Below are 17,404 nucleotides of genomic sequence, written 5' to 3'. Positions count from 1 at the left end.
GGGACGTACGCCGGGGCGCGGCCGGCGGGCTTCGGCGAGGTCGGACGGTATAGCCTTGGGGCCGTGATCAGGGTTGGGGTTCTCGGCGCCCGAGGGCGCGTCGGTATCGAAGTGTGCAAGGCCGTCGAGGCGGCGGACGACCTGGAGCTGGTCGCGGCCCTCGACAAGGACGACCCGATCGAGGGTCTCACCGGCGCCGAGGTGGTGGTCGACTTCACCCACCCCGACGTGGTCATGGGCAACCTCGAATGGTGCGTCTCCCACGGCATCCACCCGGTGGTCGGCACCACCGGCTTCGACGCCGGGCGCCTGGCGACCGTCAGGGGCTGGCTGGACGACAACCCCGGCGTGAACGCGCTGATCGCGCCCAACTTCGGCATCGCGGCCGTGCTCATGATGCACTTCGCCCAGCAGGCCGCCCGCTACTTCGACTCCGTCGAGATCGTCGAGCTGCACCACCCGAACAAGGCCGACGCGCCCTCCGGCACCGCCCGCCGTACGGCGGAGCTGATCGCCGAGGCGCGGCGCAAGGCCGGGGCCGGGCCGATGCCCGACGCGACCAGCGCGGAGCTGGACGGGGCCCGGGGCGCGGAGGTGGAAGGCGTTCACGTGCACTCGGTACGGCTGGCCGGGCTGATCGCCCACCAGGAGGTGCTCATGGGCGGTGACGGGGAGACCCTCACCATCCGCCACGACACCATGAGCCGTTCGTCGTTCACGCCGGGCGTGCTGCTGGGCGTGCGCCGGGTCGGGGAGGTCCCGGGGCTGACCGTCGGCCTGGAGCCCCTGCTCGACCTCTAGCCGGGCGCGATCGGCGGCGCTCCGGGTTCGAGTGGAGGGGCGCGGCGATCAGGGGTAACCTGAGCGCCGCTCAATGCCGAAAAGTCCGGTATTCGCCGCCGGCGGCGTCTTCCGGATCCGTGTCGCCCCTCGCCCAACATGGAGATACAGCGTGTCAGCTCCCGCGGACGTCCTCGTCGCCGACCCGTCACCGGCGCGGGCGGGCACGCGGAGCGGGCGCCGCCCGGAGATCGAGGGCCTGCGGGCGGTCGCCGTCCTGCTGGTGGTGATCTATCACATCTGGCCCCGACGGGTCTCCGGCGGCGTCGACGTGTTCCTCATGCTCACCGGCTTCCTCATCACCGGTTCCCTGCTGCGCACGGTGGAGCGCCGGGGCCGCGTGGAGTTCGGGGCGTTCGCCACGCGTCTGTCGAGGCGGCTGCTGCCTCCCGCCGCGCTGGTACTGCTCGGGGTGCTGGGCGGGACGCTGCTCTGGCTCCCGCGGACACGGTGGTACGACACGCTGCACGAGGTGTTCGCCTCGGCGCTGTACTACGAGAACTGGAGCCTGGCGACCTCGGCGGTCGACTACCTGGCCGCCGGTTCGGCGGCCAGCCCGGTCCAGCACTTCTGGTCGCTGGCGATCCAGGGGCAGTTCTACCTCCTGTGGCCGCCGCTGCTGGCGCTGGTGGCCGTGCGCCGGAGCTGGAACCCCCGGATGGCGTTCCTCGGTGTGATGGGCCTGGTCTTCGCGGGCTCGCTCGCGTACTCGGTGCTGCGGACGGCGGCCGACCAGCGGTGGGCCTACTTCGACACCGGGGCCAGGCTGTGGGAGCTCGCCCTCGGCGGCATGCTCGCCGTCGCGTTGCCGTACCTGCGCCCGTCGCGCGCGGTCCGCGTCGCGCTGGGCTGGATCGGCCTGGCCGCGCTGGTCTCGTGCGGCCTGCTGCTCCAGGTCTCCACGGTCTTCCCGGGCTACGCGGCCTTGTGGCCGACCGGAGCCGGCGTGATGATCATCGTTGCCGGGGTGACGGGCAGCGCCTACGGCGCCGACCGGCTGCTCACCCTGCGTCCGGTGATGTACGTGGGGAAGATCTCCTACTCGCTGTACCTGTGGCACTGGCCGATCTTCGTCTTCTACCTCACGGAGACCGGCCGCACGGCGGCGAGCGCCAAGGGCATCGCCCTCATCCTGGTCGTCTCGTTCGCGCTCGCCGCCGTCACGACGCACCTGGCCGACCGGATGACGCCCCGCGGCACGGCGCGCTCGGCCGTGCTGGGCCTGGCGTGCCTGCTGCCGGTGCTGGCCACCGCCGCCGTGTGGGCCGTCCGGCTGGAGGACCAGACGGGGGAGAAGGGCGGCATCGTCCCCGCCCCGGCCATGGCCGCCCGCGACCGCCCGCAGACCTACGCCGACGGCTGCAACCAGGTCACGCAACGCGACGAGGTGCTGACGTGCCGGTACGGCGCCGCGAACCCGAGCCGCACCATCGCGCTCGTCGGCAACTCGCACGCCGCGCACTGGTTCCCGGCGCTGCACAGGATCGCCGACGCCAACGGCTGGCAGGTGGTGAACCTGACGAAGGGGGCGTGCGCGCTCTCCACCGATCCGCAGCGTTACCAGGGCAAGGCCTATCCGTCGTGTGACAGATGGCAGAAGGGGGTCATGGCGGAGCTCGGGCGGCTCAAGCCGGACCTCCTGGTCACCACCGCGACGATCTCCAGCCCCTTCGAGCGGGGTGAGACGCTCCCGGCCGGCTACGTCCGGCGGTGGCGGCAGCTCGGCGCGATGGGCATCGACGTCCTGGCGATCCGGGACACCCCGCGGATGTCCTTCGACCCCCCGGAGTGCGTCGAGGTCAAGGGGGTGGAGGCGTGCGTGGACGACGAGCGGCGCAGCCTCGCCGCGGTCTCACCGGCCGCCCGGCTCCGCCGGCCACCGGCCAACGTGACGTTCGCCGACTTCAACCACCTGCTGTGTCCCGCGGAACGCTGCCGCTCGGTCATCGGCGACCTGATGGTCTACTCCGACAAGGGACACATCACCGCCACCTTCATGCGGAGCCTGGCACCCGCCGTGGAGAAGGAGGTCCGGCGGGCGCTCGGCTCCTGAGACGGCCGTGCGGGCCGGCCGGCCCGGGTCATCCCGGCGGTCCGGGAGGCGCCGCTGTATTCTGCGGTTTCATGACAGACACCCGATCTTCGGCGCAGGCCGAGGTCCGCTGGGCCGAGGCCGGAGAGCTGGACGAGCTGGCGGCGGTGGAGACCGCCGCCGACGGGGTGTTCGCGGCGGTGGGCATCACCTTCCCGCCGGGCACCACGATGATCGAGGAGACCGACGACCCGTCGCGGGTCCTGGTCGCCGGGACCCCGCCCGTCGGCTTCGCCATGATCGGCTGGGTGGACGGCGCCGTCCACCTCGACCAGCTCGCCGTCCACCCCGACCACGGGCGCAGGGGCGTCGGCGGGCGGCTGCTGGAGGCGGTCTGCGACCACGCGGCCTCGGCGGGGGCGGACGCGGTGACGCTGACGACGTTCCGCGACGTGCCCTGGAACGGGCCGTGGTATGCCCAGCGGGGTTTCGACGTGCTCGATCCGGCCGAGTGGGGGCCGGAGCTGGCCGCGCTGGTCGTCCATGAGCGGGAGCTGGGCATCGAGCTCGCGCCCCGCGTCGTGATGCGCCGGGCCCTGAGGTCGTGAGATGTCCCCACGGTTGTGATGCGCCGGGCGCTGCGGTCGTGAGATGTCTCCACGGTTGTGATGCGCCGGGCCCCGCGGTCGTGATGCGCCGCGTCCTGTGAGAGCCGCCCCCGGGGGTGTTTCTGGTGCCGTCCTGGTCTTTCCGGTATCTTTGACTCTCAGGTCGAGAGGCGCTGCAACGGGTTCAGGCCCGCCACGCTCGGCCTTGATCCTCTCTCCTTGACCTTTCTCAAGGGCGCCTCCCATAACGGGAGGTGGTCCGGTGGATACGTCCATGAACCGCGGCGACGAGCGCGGGCGGGGTGCCGTCCGGCACACACCCGGCGCCGGTGACTCCGGGGCGCCCGGCGCGCACCCGGTGGCAGGGGCGGGCGGCAGGACACAGGCCCTGCGGGAGCTTCTGAACCAGCGGATCGTGGTGCTCGACGGCGCCTGGGGGACGATGCTGCAGGGCGCCGCGCTCACCGCGGACGACTACCGCGGGGAGCGGTTCAAGGACCACCCCCGCGATGTGACCGGTGACCCCGACCTGCTGAACCTGACGCGGCCGGATGTCGTCCTCGACGTGCACCGGCAGTACCTGGCGGCGGGCGCGGACATCACCACGACGAACACCTTCACCGCGACGGGCATCGGCCAGGCCGACTACGGGCTGGAGTCGCTGGTGCGGGAGATGAACCTGCGGGGCGCCCAGCTGGCGCGCCAGGCCGCGGACGAGGCGGGCGGGCGTTTCGTCGCCGGCTCGATCGGTCCGTTGAACGTCACGCTCTCGCTGTCCCCGCGCGTGGAGGACCCGGCGTACCGGGCGGTGTCGTTCGACGAGGTCCGCGCCGCGTACGCCGAGCAGATCCAGGCGCTGTCCGACGGCGGGGTCGACCTGCTGCTGATCGAGACGATCTTCGACACGCTCAACGCGAAGGCCGCGATCGCCGCCGCCCGCGAAGTCGCCCCGCACCTGCCGCTGTGGATCTCGGTGACGATCGTCGACCTGAGCGGGCGCACCCTGTCGGGGCAGACCGTCGAGGCGTTCTGGAGCTCGATCGAGCACGCCGATCCGCTGGTGGTCGGTGTGAACTGCTCGCTGGGCGCCGAGGAGATGCGCCCGCACGTCGCCGAGCTGTCACGGCTCGCCGGCGTCTACACCGCCTGCCATCCCAATGCCGGTCTGCCGAACGCGTTCGGCGGCTACGACCAGACACCGGACGAGACCGCGCGGCTGCTCGGCGAGTTCGCCGCGTCGGGAACGGTCAACGTCGTCGGCGGGTGCTGCGGGACGACACCCGCGCACATCGCGCGGGTCGCGGCCGCGGTGTCCGCCCTCCCGCCGCGCCCTGTCCCGGCACCGCCGGCGCGCACCAGGTTCAGCGGTCTGGAGCCCTTCGAGATCGGCGCCGACACCGGGTTCGTCATGATCGGGGAGCGCACCAACGTCACCGGCTCGGCGCGCTTCCGGCGCCTGGTCGAGGCGGGCGACCACCAGGGCGCCGTCGACGTCGCGCTGGAGCAGGTCCGCGGCGGAGCCAACCTGCTCGACGTCAACATGGACGCCGACCTGCTCGACAGCGAGCAGGCCATGACCACGTTCCTGAACCTGATCGCGACCGAGCCGGAGGTCGCCCGCATCCCGGTCATGATCGACAGCTCGCGGTGGAGCGTGCTGGAGGCCGGCCTCAAGTGCGTGCAGGGCAGGGGCGTCGTCAACTCGATCAGCCTCAAGGAGGGCGAGGAGCCGTTCCTGGAGCAGGCGCGGCGCATCCGGGACTACGGCGCCGGAGTGGTCGTCATGGCCTTCGACGAGCAGGGGCAGGCCGACACCGTCGAGCGCAAGGTGGCGATCTGCGCCCGCGCCTACGACCTGCTCACGCAGCGGGCCGGGTTCCCCGCCGAGGCCATCGTGTTCGACCCGAACGTGCTCGCCGTCGCCACCGGGATCGCCGAGCACAACGGCTACGCGAAGGCGTTCATCGACGCGCTGCCGCTGATCAAGCAGCGCTGCCCGGGAGCGCGGACCAGCGGCGGCATCTCCAATCTTTCGTTCTCCTTCCGCGGCAACGACGTCGTGCGCGAGGCGATGCACTCGGCGTTCCTCTTCCACGCCGTGCGCGCCGGACTGGACATGGGCATCGTCAACGCGGGGCAGCTCGCGGTCTACCAGGACATCCCCGCGGACCTGCTGGAGCTCGTCGAGGATGTGATCTTCGACCGGCGGGCCGACGCCACCGACCGGCTCGTCACGTTCGCCGAGACGGTGAGCGGGTCCGGCACCCGCCGTACCGTGGACCTGTCCTGGCGCGACGCGCCGGTGGAGCAGCGCCTGGCGTACGCGCTCGTGCAGGGCATCGTCGACTTCATCGACGCCGACACCGAGGAGGCCCGGCAGCGGGCGGCCCGCCCCCTCGACGTGATCGAGGGACCGCTCATGGACGGCATGAAGATCGTGGGCGACCTGTTCGGCGCCGGGAAGATGTTCCTGCCGCAGGTGGTCAAGAGCGCGCGGGTGATGAAGCGCTCGGTCGCCTACCTGGAGCCCTACATGGAGGCCGAGAAGGAGCAGGCGCGGTTGGAGGGGCGCGTCGACACCGGCCGCGGCCAGGGGAAGGTGGTGCTCGCGACCGTCAAGGGCGACGTGCACGACATCGGCAAGAACATCGTGGGCGTCGTGCTCGGCTGCAACAACTACCAGGTCATCGACCTCGGTGTGATGGTCCCCGCCGCCGTCGTCCTCGACACCGCGATCGCCGAGGGCGCCGACGCCGTCGGGCTCTCGGGGCTGATCACCCCGTCGCTGGACGAGATGGTCACCGTCGCCGCGGAGATGCAGCGCCGCGGGCTGAAGCTGCCCCTGCTGATCGGCGGGGCCACGACGTCACGTCAGCACACCGCGGTCCGCATCGCCCCCGCCTACGACGGCACCACCGTGCACGTGCTCGACGCGTCCCGCGTCGTCGGCGTGGTCTCGGACCTGCTCCACGAGGACCGGGCCGAGAAGCTGGCGGTGAGCAACCGCGCCGAGCAGGAGCGCCTGCGCGAGCAGCACGCGACCAGGGAGCGGCGTCCCCTGCTGACCCTCGCGCAGGCCCGCGCGAACCGTGAGCGGGTCCCGTTCGACGACCTGCCGGTCCCCGACTTCACCGGCCTGCGCGCGGTCCAGCCGGACCTGACCACCCTCCGCGGGATGATCGACTGGCAGTTCCTCTTCCTCGCCTGGGAACTGAAGGGCAAGTATCCGGCGATCCTCGACCAGCCGGTGGCCCGCGAGCTCTACGACGACGCGAACACCCTGCTCGACCAGATCATCGCGGAGGGCCACTTCCAGGCCCGCGGCGCCTACGGCTTCTGGCCCGCCCACTCCGAGGGCGACGACATCCTGATCGACGCCGGGCCGCTGGCCGCGGGCGGCCGCGGGATCCTCCGGCTGCCGATGCTGCGCCAGCAGACGGCCAAGCCCGAAGGCCGGGCCAACCGGTGTCTCGCCGACTACGTGGCCCCGGCCGGAGATCACATCGGCGGGTTCGCCGTGGCCGTCCACGGCGCCGAGGAGCTCGCCGCCGCCTTCGAGGCCCGGCACGACGACTACCGGGCGATCATGGTGAAGGCCCTGGCCGACCGCCTCGCCGAGGCGTTCGCCGAGCACATCCACCTCCAGGCCCGGCGCGCCTGGTACGAGCCGGACGCCGACCCCCTGATCGAGGACCTGCACGCCGAGCGCTTCCGGGGCATCCGCCCCGCGCTCGGCTATCCCGCGAGCCCGGACCACAGCCAGAAACAGGACCTGTTCGACCTGCTCGACGCCAAGCGGCTCGACATGGCCCTGACCGAGTCCTTCGCGATGACCCCCGCCGCCAGTGTCAGCGGGCTGCTCTTCGCCCACCCGGAGTCGCGCTACTTCACCGTGGGACGCCTCGGCAGGGACCAGATCGAGGACTACGCCCTCCGGCGTGGCCTCGGCCTTCCCGAGGTCGAGCGCTGGCTCCGTCCCAACCTCGCCTACGAGCCCGGCTGAGCCCTCCGTACCCGCGGCTGAGCCTCCGTACCCTTTCGGTACTCGGAAGGAGCCCGCCGTCCCGCTCCCGGAGCGGGCCGGCGGGCGGGCCGGTGCTCGCCGCCCGCCCGCCGCGATGCCGGTAGCATCGCTGGCGTGAGCCGGTTCCGTGATGAGTTGTGGCAGGTCGTCGAGGGTGTCTACGCCGAGATCCTGGCTCACCCGTTTCTCACCGGGCTGACCGACGGGACGTTGCCGCGCGAGGTCTTCCGGCACTTCGTGGTGCAGGAGACGCACTTCCTGCCCGACTACGCGCGGGCGCTGGCGGCCTGCGGGGTGAAGGCGGCGGATCCGGCCGCGGTGCAGCGGTTCGCCGGGGACGCGGCGCGCACGGTCGAGGTGGAGCACAGTCTCCATGTGGAGCTGCTGGCCGCTTTCGGCATGGACGAGGGCGACGCGCGAGGCGAGGGCGCCGCCCCCACCACCGTCGGCTACGGCTCCTACCTGCTGCGCGCCTGCCATCTGGGCACCTTCGCCGAGGCGCTGGGCGCGATCGTGCCCTGTTACTGGATCTACGCGAGGGTCGGCGAGGAGCTGCTGAAGCAGTCGTCGCCCGACCCGCTCTACGCCTGGTGGATCGAGACCTACGGCAACGAGCACTACCAGGAGACCGTCGCCGGGGTGCTGGACCTGCTCGACGAGGTCGCCGCGACGCTGCCCGAGACCGACCGCGCGAGACTGTGCGAGCACGCGCTGACCACCGCGCGCTACGAGTGGCTGTTCTGGGACGCGGCGTGGCGGCGCGAGTCCTGGCCGGTCTGAGCCGCGGCTAACCTACAGATATGCGCCTGCGGGACCTGTGCCAGGCCGACCACCTGGGGCTTAAGGTGCTCAGCGGTCACGATCTGCTCGATCGCCGGGTCCGTGGCGTCGCCACCACCGACCTGATCGAGCCGGGCCGCTTCCTCAAGGCCGGCGAGCTCGTCCTCACCGAGCTGACCTGGCACGACGGCCCCGAGTCCGCCAGACGCTTCGTGGCCGCGCTGGTCGAGGCCAAAGTCGCCGCGCTCTGCTCCGGCACCGCGCTCAAGGTTCCGCCCGCCGACCTCATCGACGCCTGCGCCGACGCGGGGCTGCCGATGCTCGCGCTCGGCGTGGAGGTCTCCTTCAGCGCTCTCACCGAATACGTGCTGCGCGCCCTGATCGACGAGTTCGGCTCCGCCCCGAGCCGGCCGTACGGCTCCCGCAGAAGGCTGGCCAGCACCCTGGTGGACGGCGGCAGCCTGAGCAAGGTCGTCACCACGGTGGCGGCCGAGCTGGACGTGCCCTGCTGGGTGGTGTCGGCGACCGGCCGGGCCGTGGTGGGCTCACAGCCGCTGCCCGAGGGGGCCGGTGAGCGGCTGGCGCACGCGTTCCTGTCCGCGCGTTTCCTCCCCGGTACGGCGGTGCGGGCCGACGGCACCGTGCTGTCGGTCTTCCCGGTCAGCAAGGGGGCGCCGCACCGGATCGCCAACTGGTTCCTGGCCTACGCCGGGGAGCAGGTGCGGGCGGGCGGCGAGCACGAGGACCTGATCGTGGAGCTGGCCGCGCTGGTGGCCCTGGAGCGCTCCCGGCTGGAGGCGGCGCAGCGGATCGAACGGCGGGTGCTGGACCAGCTTCTGGGGCTGCTCGCCTCCGGGGACGCCAACCTGCCGGGTGTGGTCTCCCGGCTGCACACCCTGCACATCGAGACCGAGGACGGCCTGCTGGCGGTGGCGCTCGCGGTCGAGGGGACCGACCGGGCGGACGAGGTGGGCGTCGCCGTGCTCGACGAGCTGCTGCGCCCGCTGGCGCCGGGGGTCGCGACGGCGGTGGGCGGGGAGGCCGTCGCGCTGGTCCCGCTGGCGGGCAACAGCGCCGCCGAGCTGACCTCCCACATGCTGGCCGGGGCGGCCACGCTGGAGGCCGGGCTGGGCGATGCCCGGATCACGATCGGCGTCAGCAGCGTCACGACGGGACCGGCCGCGCTGAGCAGCCTGATCGAGGAGGCCAGGCACGCCCGCACGCTGGCCGAGCTGGGCGAGGGCCGGGTGTCGGCGATCACCGGTGACGACGTCAGCTCCCACCGCTCACTGATCGCCGCGATCCCGGGGGAGCTGCGGCGCTCGTTCCGGACGCGGCTGCTGGGGCGGCTGGAGGAGTACGACACGGCGCACCAGACGGAGCTGGTCGAGACGCTGGAGACGTTCCTGGAGGAGTCGGGCTCCTGGGCTGCGACCGCCGACCGGCTCCATGTCCACGTCAACACGTTGCGCTACCGGTTGAAGCGGATCGAGGAGCTGACCGGCCGGTCGCTCAACGCCCTGGACGAGCGAGTCGACTTCCTGCTGGCGCTCCGGATGCGCTAGCGCGGCGTTCATCGGGCCACTGGGAGCTGTTCGGAGTTCGGATCATGTGGTTGAGGCGAGAAGTTTCAACGCACCCGCCGTGGCAGCGGCCCGGTAGCCGCCACCGGCAGATACGGCTCGATCGAAGCTCAGGCATCGATGCCTCGTCTCGCGAGATCGACTGCGATACCGTCCAGGACACCGGTAAGACCTGAGGCGAACAGGGTGTCGAGGTCCCAGGGGTCGGCGCCTGCGCGCATCGCGGGGGCGAGCCGGGGATACGCCCCGGGTTCGAAAAGCGGACTCTGTACGTGGTTCGAGGCGTTTGTCCCCTGTTTCATGGCAATTGCCGATTGCCGTTCCGCCTCCACGTCGCCGACGTAGGTCAGCGCCACGCCCTGCACGTATGAGGCGAACATGAACATGTACCGGAAAGCGTCGGCAGGTTCGATGTCGAGCCCGTCGAATGCGGAGAAGGCGCTTTCACTGTCCGCCGCGAGAGCCGGGCTGAAGTATGCGCGGGTTGTCACCATGACCTTCGGCAGGATCCACGGGTGGCGGTGATACAGGTCCCAATCGCGGTAGGCGGCGCGCTCGAGGCCGTGACGCCAGTCCCGCGGCGCCGAGTCGGGCAGGGGCACGTCGGCCATCGCGGCCTCCACCATCAGGGCCACCAGGTCGTCCTTGGATGCCACATGCCGGTACAAGGACATGGTGCTCGCTCCGAGGTCCATGGCGACCCGGCGCATCGACAGCGCGTCGAGGCCCTCCGCGTCCGCGATGACGATCCCGGCTCGCACGATGCGCTCAACGGTGAGATGCGGCGCACCGTCGTTGCCCTCCGGGGCACCGGCCGGCGCTTCCGCCCGGCGCGCCCGATACGCCCTCGCCTGGCATGCCCGGGAACAGTAGCGCCTCGGCCGGCCCCGATCCCCGGGCTCCAACGGCTTTCCGCACGCCCCGCAAGCCAGCTGCACCGACACCACCGCACTCCTTTTCGTCACAGCACCACGTTGTGACGAAACTCTACCCCACTGGAGGGGCAGGTGTATGGAGAGAGTAGAGCAGCAGGTCAAAACGTTGTTGCATCGCGTTAGCGTGTATGCGTATCTTGTACGCCAGACCGCGTACAAAGTACACGTCCGGGCGATTGACTCCGACCCGGCCGGCACGACTCAGGAACAAAGGAAATGACTGAAGAAGACAGAAGGGCCGGAGCCAAGGAGTGGGTCGGGCTCGCCGTCCTGGTATTGCCCTGCGTACTGGCGTCCATGGATATGTCCGTCATGTTCGTTGCGCTCCCGTCCCTGACGGCCGCCCTCAAGCCGAGCAGCTCCGAACTGCTGTGGATCATGGACGCCTACGGCTTCCTCCTCGCCGGCCTGCTCATCACGATGGGCACACTCGGTGACCGGATCGGACGGCGGCGGGTGTTGCTCGCAGGCGCCGCAGCCTTCGGCGCCGCCTCGATTCTGGCGGCCTACTCGACCAGCTCCGGAACGCTCATCGCGGCCCGCGCACTTCTGGGCATCGCCGGAGCATCGCTGGCGCCGTCCACCCTTGCCCTGATCCGGAACATGTTCCACGACGCCAGACAGCGGGCTACAGCGGTCGGCGTGTGGACGGCGGGCTTCGCGGGCGGCGCCGTACTCGGCCCCATCATCGGCGGGCTGCTGCTGGAGCACTTCTGGTGGGGATCGGTCTTCCTGATCAACGTGCCCGTGATGATCCTGCTGCTGGTCCTCGGCCCGCTGCTGCTCCCCGAATACCGCGACCCCAAGCCGGGCCGTTTCGACCTGCTCGGCGCCGGCCTGTCCCTCGTGGCCGTGCTCGGCGTCATCTACGGCGTCAAACGGATGGCGGAGCACGGCTTCGGGTGGATTTCCCTGGCATACTGCGTCGCCGGACTCGCCGTGGGGACGGCATTCATCCGCCGCCAGCGCGTGGCCGCGGACCCGATGATCGACATCGCGCTGTTCCGTACCCGCCGGTTCAACCTGCCCCTGCTGATCGACGCGCTGGCGACGTTCGCACTGGTCGGCTTCTCCCTGTTCAACTGGCAGTTCATGCAGCTCGTTCTGGGCATGAGCCCATTCGAGGCAGCCCTGTGGTCGCTGCCCACCTTCCTCGTGATGCCCGTGGGCATCGCCCTGGCCACCGCGATCGCACCCCGCATCGGCAAACCCAACGTGATGGCCGCGGGACTGCTCGTGGCGGCCGCCGGCTACATCATGCTGTCCCTGATCCAGGCCGACTCGGGAGTCGTCTACCTCGTCAGCGCCATGACGGTCGTCGCGATCGGCATCGGCGGAGTCGCCGCCGTGGTCACCGACGTGATCCTGTCCGCCGCACCACCGGAGCGAGCCGGGATGGCCTCCGCCATGGCCGAGACCTCGGCCGAGTTCGGCGGGGCGCTGGGCATCGCGGTCCTGGGCAGCATCGGCACCGTCATCTACCGTTCGGAACTGGCGGCCAAGGCCCCCGACGCCCTCACACCCAAGGAACTGGAGGCAGCGCGGAACACCCTCGGCGGCGCCGTCGACACCGCCGCGACCCTCCCGCAGGGCACCGCCGAAGCCCTGCGGAACGTGGCATTCGACGCCTTCGCGCGAGAGACGCGGATCGCCGCGCTGGTCAGCGTCGTTCTGACGGCGGGTACGGCCATCCTCGTCGCCACCCTGCTCCGCAACGCACGTGTCCGGCCCGGATCCGAGGCCCCGGAATCCGCAGCAGAACACACCGACCGGGACCAGGCGGATGACCTGCCCTCCACGGCAACCTCATCGTGAGCAAAGATCTCGTGGGGCCGTACCGGCGTCGGCACCCGGCACGAACCAGGCGCAGCCGGGCCCGGTGCCGGGTGCCGGTACCCAGGACCGGCGCGGGCGCCTGGTCCTCGCCGGCGCTCGAACCGCTGTAGCCCGATGCCGATCGCTGCGGAGACGCCGAGTTCGGCACAGCGGATCGCCATATGGGAATTGGTGCCCCCGTACGCCGTCACCAACGCCGAGATGCTGAGCGAGAGAACCCAGTCATAGCCGGGGCCCGCCGATTCGATGAGCGCGACGGCGCCGGACGGCGGCGGGCAGGACGCCGGGTTGAGATGGACCTGCCCGGTGGCGTTCTTCGAGCCGATGAAGCTGGGCCTGCCGAAGGTATGCGGACACCGCACCGGGCCTTCTCTCCCGGTGGGCGGCACGGCGGCGCGCCCCGGCGGTTCCGGCCGGGGCGGTCAGCCGGCGGCGTAGGCGTCCAGCTCGGCGAGGTAGGCGTCCTTCAGGTGGCGGGGGAGCCAGGTGATCTCGAAGGCGTTCCTCTCCAGCTGGACGAGGTCCTCACGGGAGAGATCGAGCGCGTCGGCGAGGGCGACCAGGTTCTCCTGGACGTAGCCCGCGAAGTAGGCGGGGTCGTCGGAGTTGACCGTGACGCGCAGGCCGAGGTCGAGCATCCGGCGGATGGCGTCGGCCTTCATCGAGTCGGTCACGTAGCCGTTGGAGATCGGGCACACGGTCAGGCCCAGCCCCCTCTCGCGGATCGCCTCGACGAGCGAGGGGTCCTCCAGGGCGTTGACGCCGTGGTCGACGCGGTTGACGCCGATCTCCTCGATGGCCTGGCGGATGTGCTCGGTGGAGTTCTCCTGGTCGACGTCGCAGTGCATCGTCAGCAGGTAGCCCTCCTGCCGGGCCCGCTCGTAGACGGCCTTGAACTTGACCGGCGGGTTGCCCTTCTCGTCCGAGTCGAGGCCGACGCCGACGATCCACTCGCGGTAGGGCAGGGACTCCAGCAGCGTCGCCATGGCGTACTCCGCCTGGAAGTCGCGCAGGAAGCACATGATGAGCTGCGCCCTGATCCCGAGCTGGTTCTCCGCGTCGATCAGCGCCCGGCGCAGGCCGCGGATGACGATGTCGAACGGCACGCCGCGCGAGGTGTGGGCCTGCGGGTCGAAGAAGATCTCCGCGTAGCGGACGTTCTGCGAGGCGGCCTTGCGCAGGTAGGCCATCGCCAGGTCGTAGAAGTCGGGCTCGGTGCGGAGCACGTCCATGCCCTCGTAGTAGATCTTCAGAAACGAGGGCAGGTCGTCGAAGGAGTAGGCGGCCCGGATCTCCTCGACGGAGGCGTAGGGCAGGTCGATGCCGTTGCGTCCGGCGAGCTCGAACTTGAGCTCCGGTTCCAGGGTGCCCTCGATGTGCAGGTGGAGCTCACACTTGGGCAGGCCCCCGATGAAATCCGTCATTGTCAGCTCCAGGAGAGAATCGGGTCGATGACCTCAAGTTTGACGCAGTCGACCAGGCCCAGGTCGGTGATGGCGTAGTCGGGGATCGCGGTGATCGACAGGAAGAACAGGTACATCAGCGGGGAGGGCAGCGCACAGCCCAACTCGCGGGCCAGGTCGTCCAGGTGGCTCTCGGCCTCGGCCATCTCCCCGGCCGGCAGGTCGGAGACGATGCCGCCGACCGGCAGCGGCAGGAGCCGGCGGACCTCGCCGTCCACGACGACGACCTGGCCGCCGCCGGCCCGCACGACCTCGTTGACGGCCAGGGCCATGTCCGAGCGGGAGGCGCCGACGCAGATGATGTTGTTGTCGTCGGGCGCGGCGCTGGTCGCGATCGCGCCCCTGGTGATGCCGAAGCCGTTGACCAGGGCGACCGGCCTGTTGGAGGTCTTGCCGTACCGCTCGACGACCGTGATGTAGAGCGCGTCCTGTTCCACCGACGGCTCCACGATCCCGCCGGTGACCGGGAGCGTGACGTCGTGCCGCTTGCGGACGAAGACCTGCTCCGGAGACATCCTCATCGACAGCGCGGTGACCGTCGTGGCCCCCTCGGGGGCGCGGAGCACGATGTCCCCGGCGGTCAGCTCGGGGACGGGGAAGGGCCGGACCTCGCCCCGGGCGGGCGGCGCGGAAGGGGTGATCATCGCGTTGTCCCTGGCGACCAGCGCGCCGCCGGCCACGACCTCGCGCACCCGGAAGTCCGCCAGGTCGTCCACGATCAGCACGTCGGCGAACCGGCCCGGCGCGATGCTGCCGACCAGGTGGTCGATCCGGTACATCTCGGCGCAGTTGACGGTGGCCATCTGGATGGCGGTCACCGGGTCCACGCCGGCCTTGACCGCCATCCGGACCAGCTTGTCCATGTGGCCCCCGGCGAGCACGTCGGCGGCGTGCACGTCGTCGGTGCAGAAGGCCACCCGGCGCGCGCCGACCTGGGAGACGACCTTGATGTTCTCCTCCAGGAAGTGGGCGACGCTCGACTCGCGCACGATGGCGTAGATGCCTCGGCGGAGCTTCTCCAGCGTCTCCTCGGCGGAGTAGGACTCGTGGTCCAGGCGGATCCCGGCCGCCGCCAGGCCGCTGATGCGGCGCGGATCCGACAGCGGGGCGCAGCCGAAGACCGGCAGCCGGTGCTTCGCGGCCAGGTCGAGCGCCTCCATGACGGCCTCGTCGCCGTGCTCGACGAACTCCTGGACGGTCTCCCAGATGCCGACGCACTCGGGCCACTCGTGCGCCAGCAGGTGCTCGGCCGGGCCGAAGGTGTGCCCGACGGTCGACTCGGGGACCGTGTAGGGGGCCTTGGCGGGCGCGCCCCACCAGACGCGCATGCCGGTCCGGGCGGCCTCGTCCAGGAAGCCCCGGACGCCGGGCAGGCCGTCCACCACGAGGATCTGGTCCAGGCCGGAGACGACGCTGGTGGTGCCGTAGGGGACGACCAGGTCGGCGAAGCTCGTCACGGAGAGCTTGCTGCACTCGATGTGCAGGTGGCCGTCGATCAGGCCGGGGACGAGGTAGCCGCCTCCGGCGTCGATGACCGCCGTCTCCGGGCCCCGGGGCAGGTCGGGGCCGACGACGGCGATGCGGGTGCCGCTGATGCCGATCTCGGCGGGGTAGGTCTCGCCGGTCAGCACGTTGACGAGGGTGCCGTTGGTGATGATCGTGTCGGCGGGACGCCGTCCGTAGGCGACGTCGAGCAGGATGCGGTCGACCATTTTCGCGGTGGTGCCTTTCGGGTCGGGACGGGGCGTGCGGCTCGGGTCAGGCGGGGACGGGGACGGGAACGGGGCGGCGGTCGAGCGCGGCGTACACCAGGCCCGCCACGAGGAAGCCCGCGAAGATGCTGAAGTCGGAGCCGCCGGTGGCCTCGGAGAGCGGCCCGGTGAAGGCCGTGGAGTTGATCCAGAGCGCCGCCGCGATCATGCCCGCGACCTGCGCGATGATGCCGTTCCAGCGGATGCCGCCGCTGCCGTGGTACGGCCCGCCGTCGGAGAACAGGCCCTCGGCGTCGTAGCGGCCCCTGCGCCGCAGCCAGTCGGTCAGGTAGATGCCCGCCCAGGGGGCCAGCCAGAGGATCAGCAGGCCGAGGAAGGTGTTGAGCATGGTGTTGAAGGAGTCGGAGAACACCGCCACGCAGGTGATCGCGACACAGATCACCAGGTCGAGCACGACCGCGACGGACCGGCTCAGCCTGATCCCGGAGGCCTGCAGGTTCAGGCCGGAGGAGTAGAGGTCGGTGGTGTTGACCGCGAACAGCGTGACGATCGCCAGCAGCAGGTAGGGCACCACGAACCAGGACGGCAGCGCGCCGGGCAGGCCGGAGATGGGGTCGCCCGCGTCCTTGACCACGGTCGCGACGGCCGCGCCGAGCGTCATCAGCAGGATGTACGGCACGAGCCCGCCGAACATCGCGTAGCCGAAGACAGCCTTCCTGCTGGAGCTCGCCGGCAGGTAGCGCGAGTAGTCGCTGCCCAGCGGCGCCCATGACAGCCCGCCGGCCGACATCACCAGCGCCACGGCGATGGTGAACGTGGCGAAGTCGGCGCCGCCGGAGGAGGCGATCTGCACCTTCGGCCCGATGAGCACGCCCATGACGGCGAACATCGCGACGAACACCCAGGTGAAGTACTTCTGCGCCTTCATGACGGCGGCGTGCCCGATCAGCGGCAGCACGAGCTGGATCAGTGCCGCGACGACGATCACGGCGATCTTCAGGCCGGCGCTCTGGCCGGTGACGCCGGCCTGGTCGAGCAGGGCCAGTGAGGCGAAGGTGATCAGAACCATGCCGCCGGCCTCGAAGCCGACCATGTTGATCCAGCCGAAGAAGCTGAGCACCCGGGCGCCCTTGGGGCCGAACGCGGCCCGGGAGACCGCCATGGTGGAGGTGCCGACCGCCGGGCCCTGCAGGCTGGTCAGGCCGACCAGCGGGAAGGCCAGCAGGTTGCCGATGACGATGGCCAGGACGGCCTGCGGGAAGCTCAGCCCCAGGGAGACGACGACCGTGCCGTAGACCAGGGTGAAGATGCCGAGCGTGGTGCCGCTCCAGAGGAAGAGCAGATCACGCGGCCGGCCGTACCTCTCCGACGGCGAGACCAGCTCGATCCCGCGTTGCTCGACGGCCACGGAGCCTCCAACTTTGTCATGGAACATTCACGTTCAGTGAACCAAAGGGGAGGGGGTGACCCTGTTGTCGAAGAGCACGAGCCTGGGAGACGCCGCCTGTAGCCGTCTCCAAGGTGATCGTTCCACCGGGCCAGGGGACGGGGCCGTCGCCGCGGGGCTGAGGGCGCGGGGCCGGCGCCGGAG

11 protein-coding genes, 1 pseudogene and 1 riboswitch are annotated in these 17,404 nt (G+C 70.9%); of the genes and pseudogenes, 7 read left to right on the top strand and 5 right to left on the bottom strand.

Translation table 11 applies throughout. From position 1 onward, the window contains the following. Window positions 1–63 precede the first annotated feature (63 nt). The 6 genes from dapB (at window position 64) to CA984_RS32025 (ending at window position 9,849) form a co-directional block, all read left to right on the top strand. Window positions 64–801 carry a 4-hydroxy-tetrahydrodipicolinate reductase gene (gene dapB / locus CA984_RS32050; protein ID WP_086577209.1) on the top strand — a complete coding sequence of 246 codons (738 nt, stop codon included), beginning with the start codon at window positions 64–66 and terminating at the stop codon, window positions 799–801. Window positions 802–952: 151 nt separating this feature from the next. Then, window positions 953–2,893 carry an acyltransferase family protein gene (locus CA984_RS32045; protein ID WP_086577208.1) on the top strand — a complete coding sequence of 647 codons (1,941 nt, stop codon included), beginning with the start codon at window positions 953–955 and terminating at the stop codon, window positions 2,891–2,893. 71 nt (window positions 2,894–2,964) lie between these two features. After that, complete coding sequence (locus CA984_RS32040) at window positions 2,965–3,480, top strand: GNAT family N-acetyltransferase (RefSeq protein WP_086577207.1); 516 nt, start codon at window positions 2,965–2,967, stop codon at window positions 3,478–3,480. Window positions 3,481–3,639: 159 nt separating this feature from the next. Then, a riboswitch (S-adenosyl-L-homocysteine riboswitch) is annotated at window positions 3,640–3,728 on the top strand. A gap of 14 nt (window positions 3,729–3,742) precedes the next feature. After that, window positions 3,743–7,483 (top strand): methionine synthase, encoded by a 3,741-nt coding sequence (gene metH / locus CA984_RS32035; RefSeq protein WP_242676289.1) that lies wholly within the window; start codon window positions 3,743–3,745, stop codon window positions 7,481–7,483. Between the two features lie 135 nt (window positions 7,484–7,618). After that, a complete protein-coding gene (gene tenA / locus CA984_RS32030) occupies window positions 7,619–8,284 on the top strand; it encodes a thiaminase II (protein ID WP_086577206.1) in 666 nt (221 codons plus the stop codon). 20 nt (window positions 8,285–8,304) lie between these two features. Continuing rightward, complete coding sequence (locus CA984_RS32025) at window positions 8,305–9,849, top strand: PucR family transcriptional regulator (protein WP_086577205.1); 1,545 nt, start codon at window positions 8,305–8,307, stop codon at window positions 9,847–9,849. Between the two features lie 128 nt (window positions 9,850–9,977). Here CA984_RS32025 and CA984_RS32020 read toward each other — a convergent pair whose 3' ends face one another. After that, window positions 9,978–10,811, bottom strand: a complete 834-nt coding sequence (locus tag CA984_RS32020; RefSeq protein WP_207621122.1) for a TetR/AcrR family transcriptional regulator — start codon at window positions 10,809–10,811, stop codon at window positions 9,978–9,980. A 207-nt stretch (window positions 10,812–11,018) separates the two neighbouring features. Between CA984_RS32020 and CA984_RS32015 the strand changes: the two genes are divergently transcribed. After that, a complete protein-coding gene (locus CA984_RS32015; RefSeq protein WP_086577204.1) occupies window positions 11,019–12,617 on the top strand; it encodes an MFS transporter in 1,599 nt (532 codons plus the stop codon). A 140-nt stretch (window positions 12,618–12,757) separates the two neighbouring features. On the opposite strand, the pseudogene CA984_RS49400 reads toward CA984_RS32015, so the two are convergent. The 4 genes and pseudogenes from CA984_RS49400 to CA984_RS31995 all read right to left on the bottom strand — a co-directional run. After that, window positions 12,758–13,000: pseudogene (locus tag CA984_RS49400) on the bottom strand (PEP-utilizing enzyme); the annotation flags it as partial. A 60-nt stretch (window positions 13,001–13,060) separates the two neighbouring features. Further along, a complete protein-coding gene (locus CA984_RS32005) occupies window positions 13,061–14,062 on the bottom strand; it encodes an adenosine deaminase (RefSeq protein WP_086577203.1) in 1,002 nt (333 codons plus the stop codon). 2 nt (window positions 14,063–14,064) lie between these two features. Next, window positions 14,065–15,813, bottom strand: a complete 1,749-nt coding sequence (locus CA984_RS32000) for an adenine deaminase C-terminal domain-containing protein (protein ID WP_086577202.1) — start codon at window positions 15,811–15,813, stop codon at window positions 14,065–14,067. Between the two features lie 46 nt (window positions 15,814–15,859). After that, window positions 15,860–17,221 carry a purine-cytosine permease family protein gene (locus CA984_RS31995; protein ID WP_086577201.1) on the bottom strand — a complete coding sequence of 454 codons (1,362 nt, stop codon included), beginning with the start codon at window positions 17,219–17,221 and terminating at the stop codon, window positions 15,860–15,862. Window positions 17,222–17,404 lie beyond the last annotated feature (183 nt).

This window comes from Streptosporangium minutum, from assembly GCF_002149035.1.
GTDB classification, from domain to species: domain Bacteria; phylum Actinomycetota; class Actinomycetes; order Streptosporangiales; family Streptosporangiaceae; genus Streptosporangium; species Streptosporangium minutum.
This window is presented reverse-complemented; position numbering and strand designations above follow the sequence as displayed.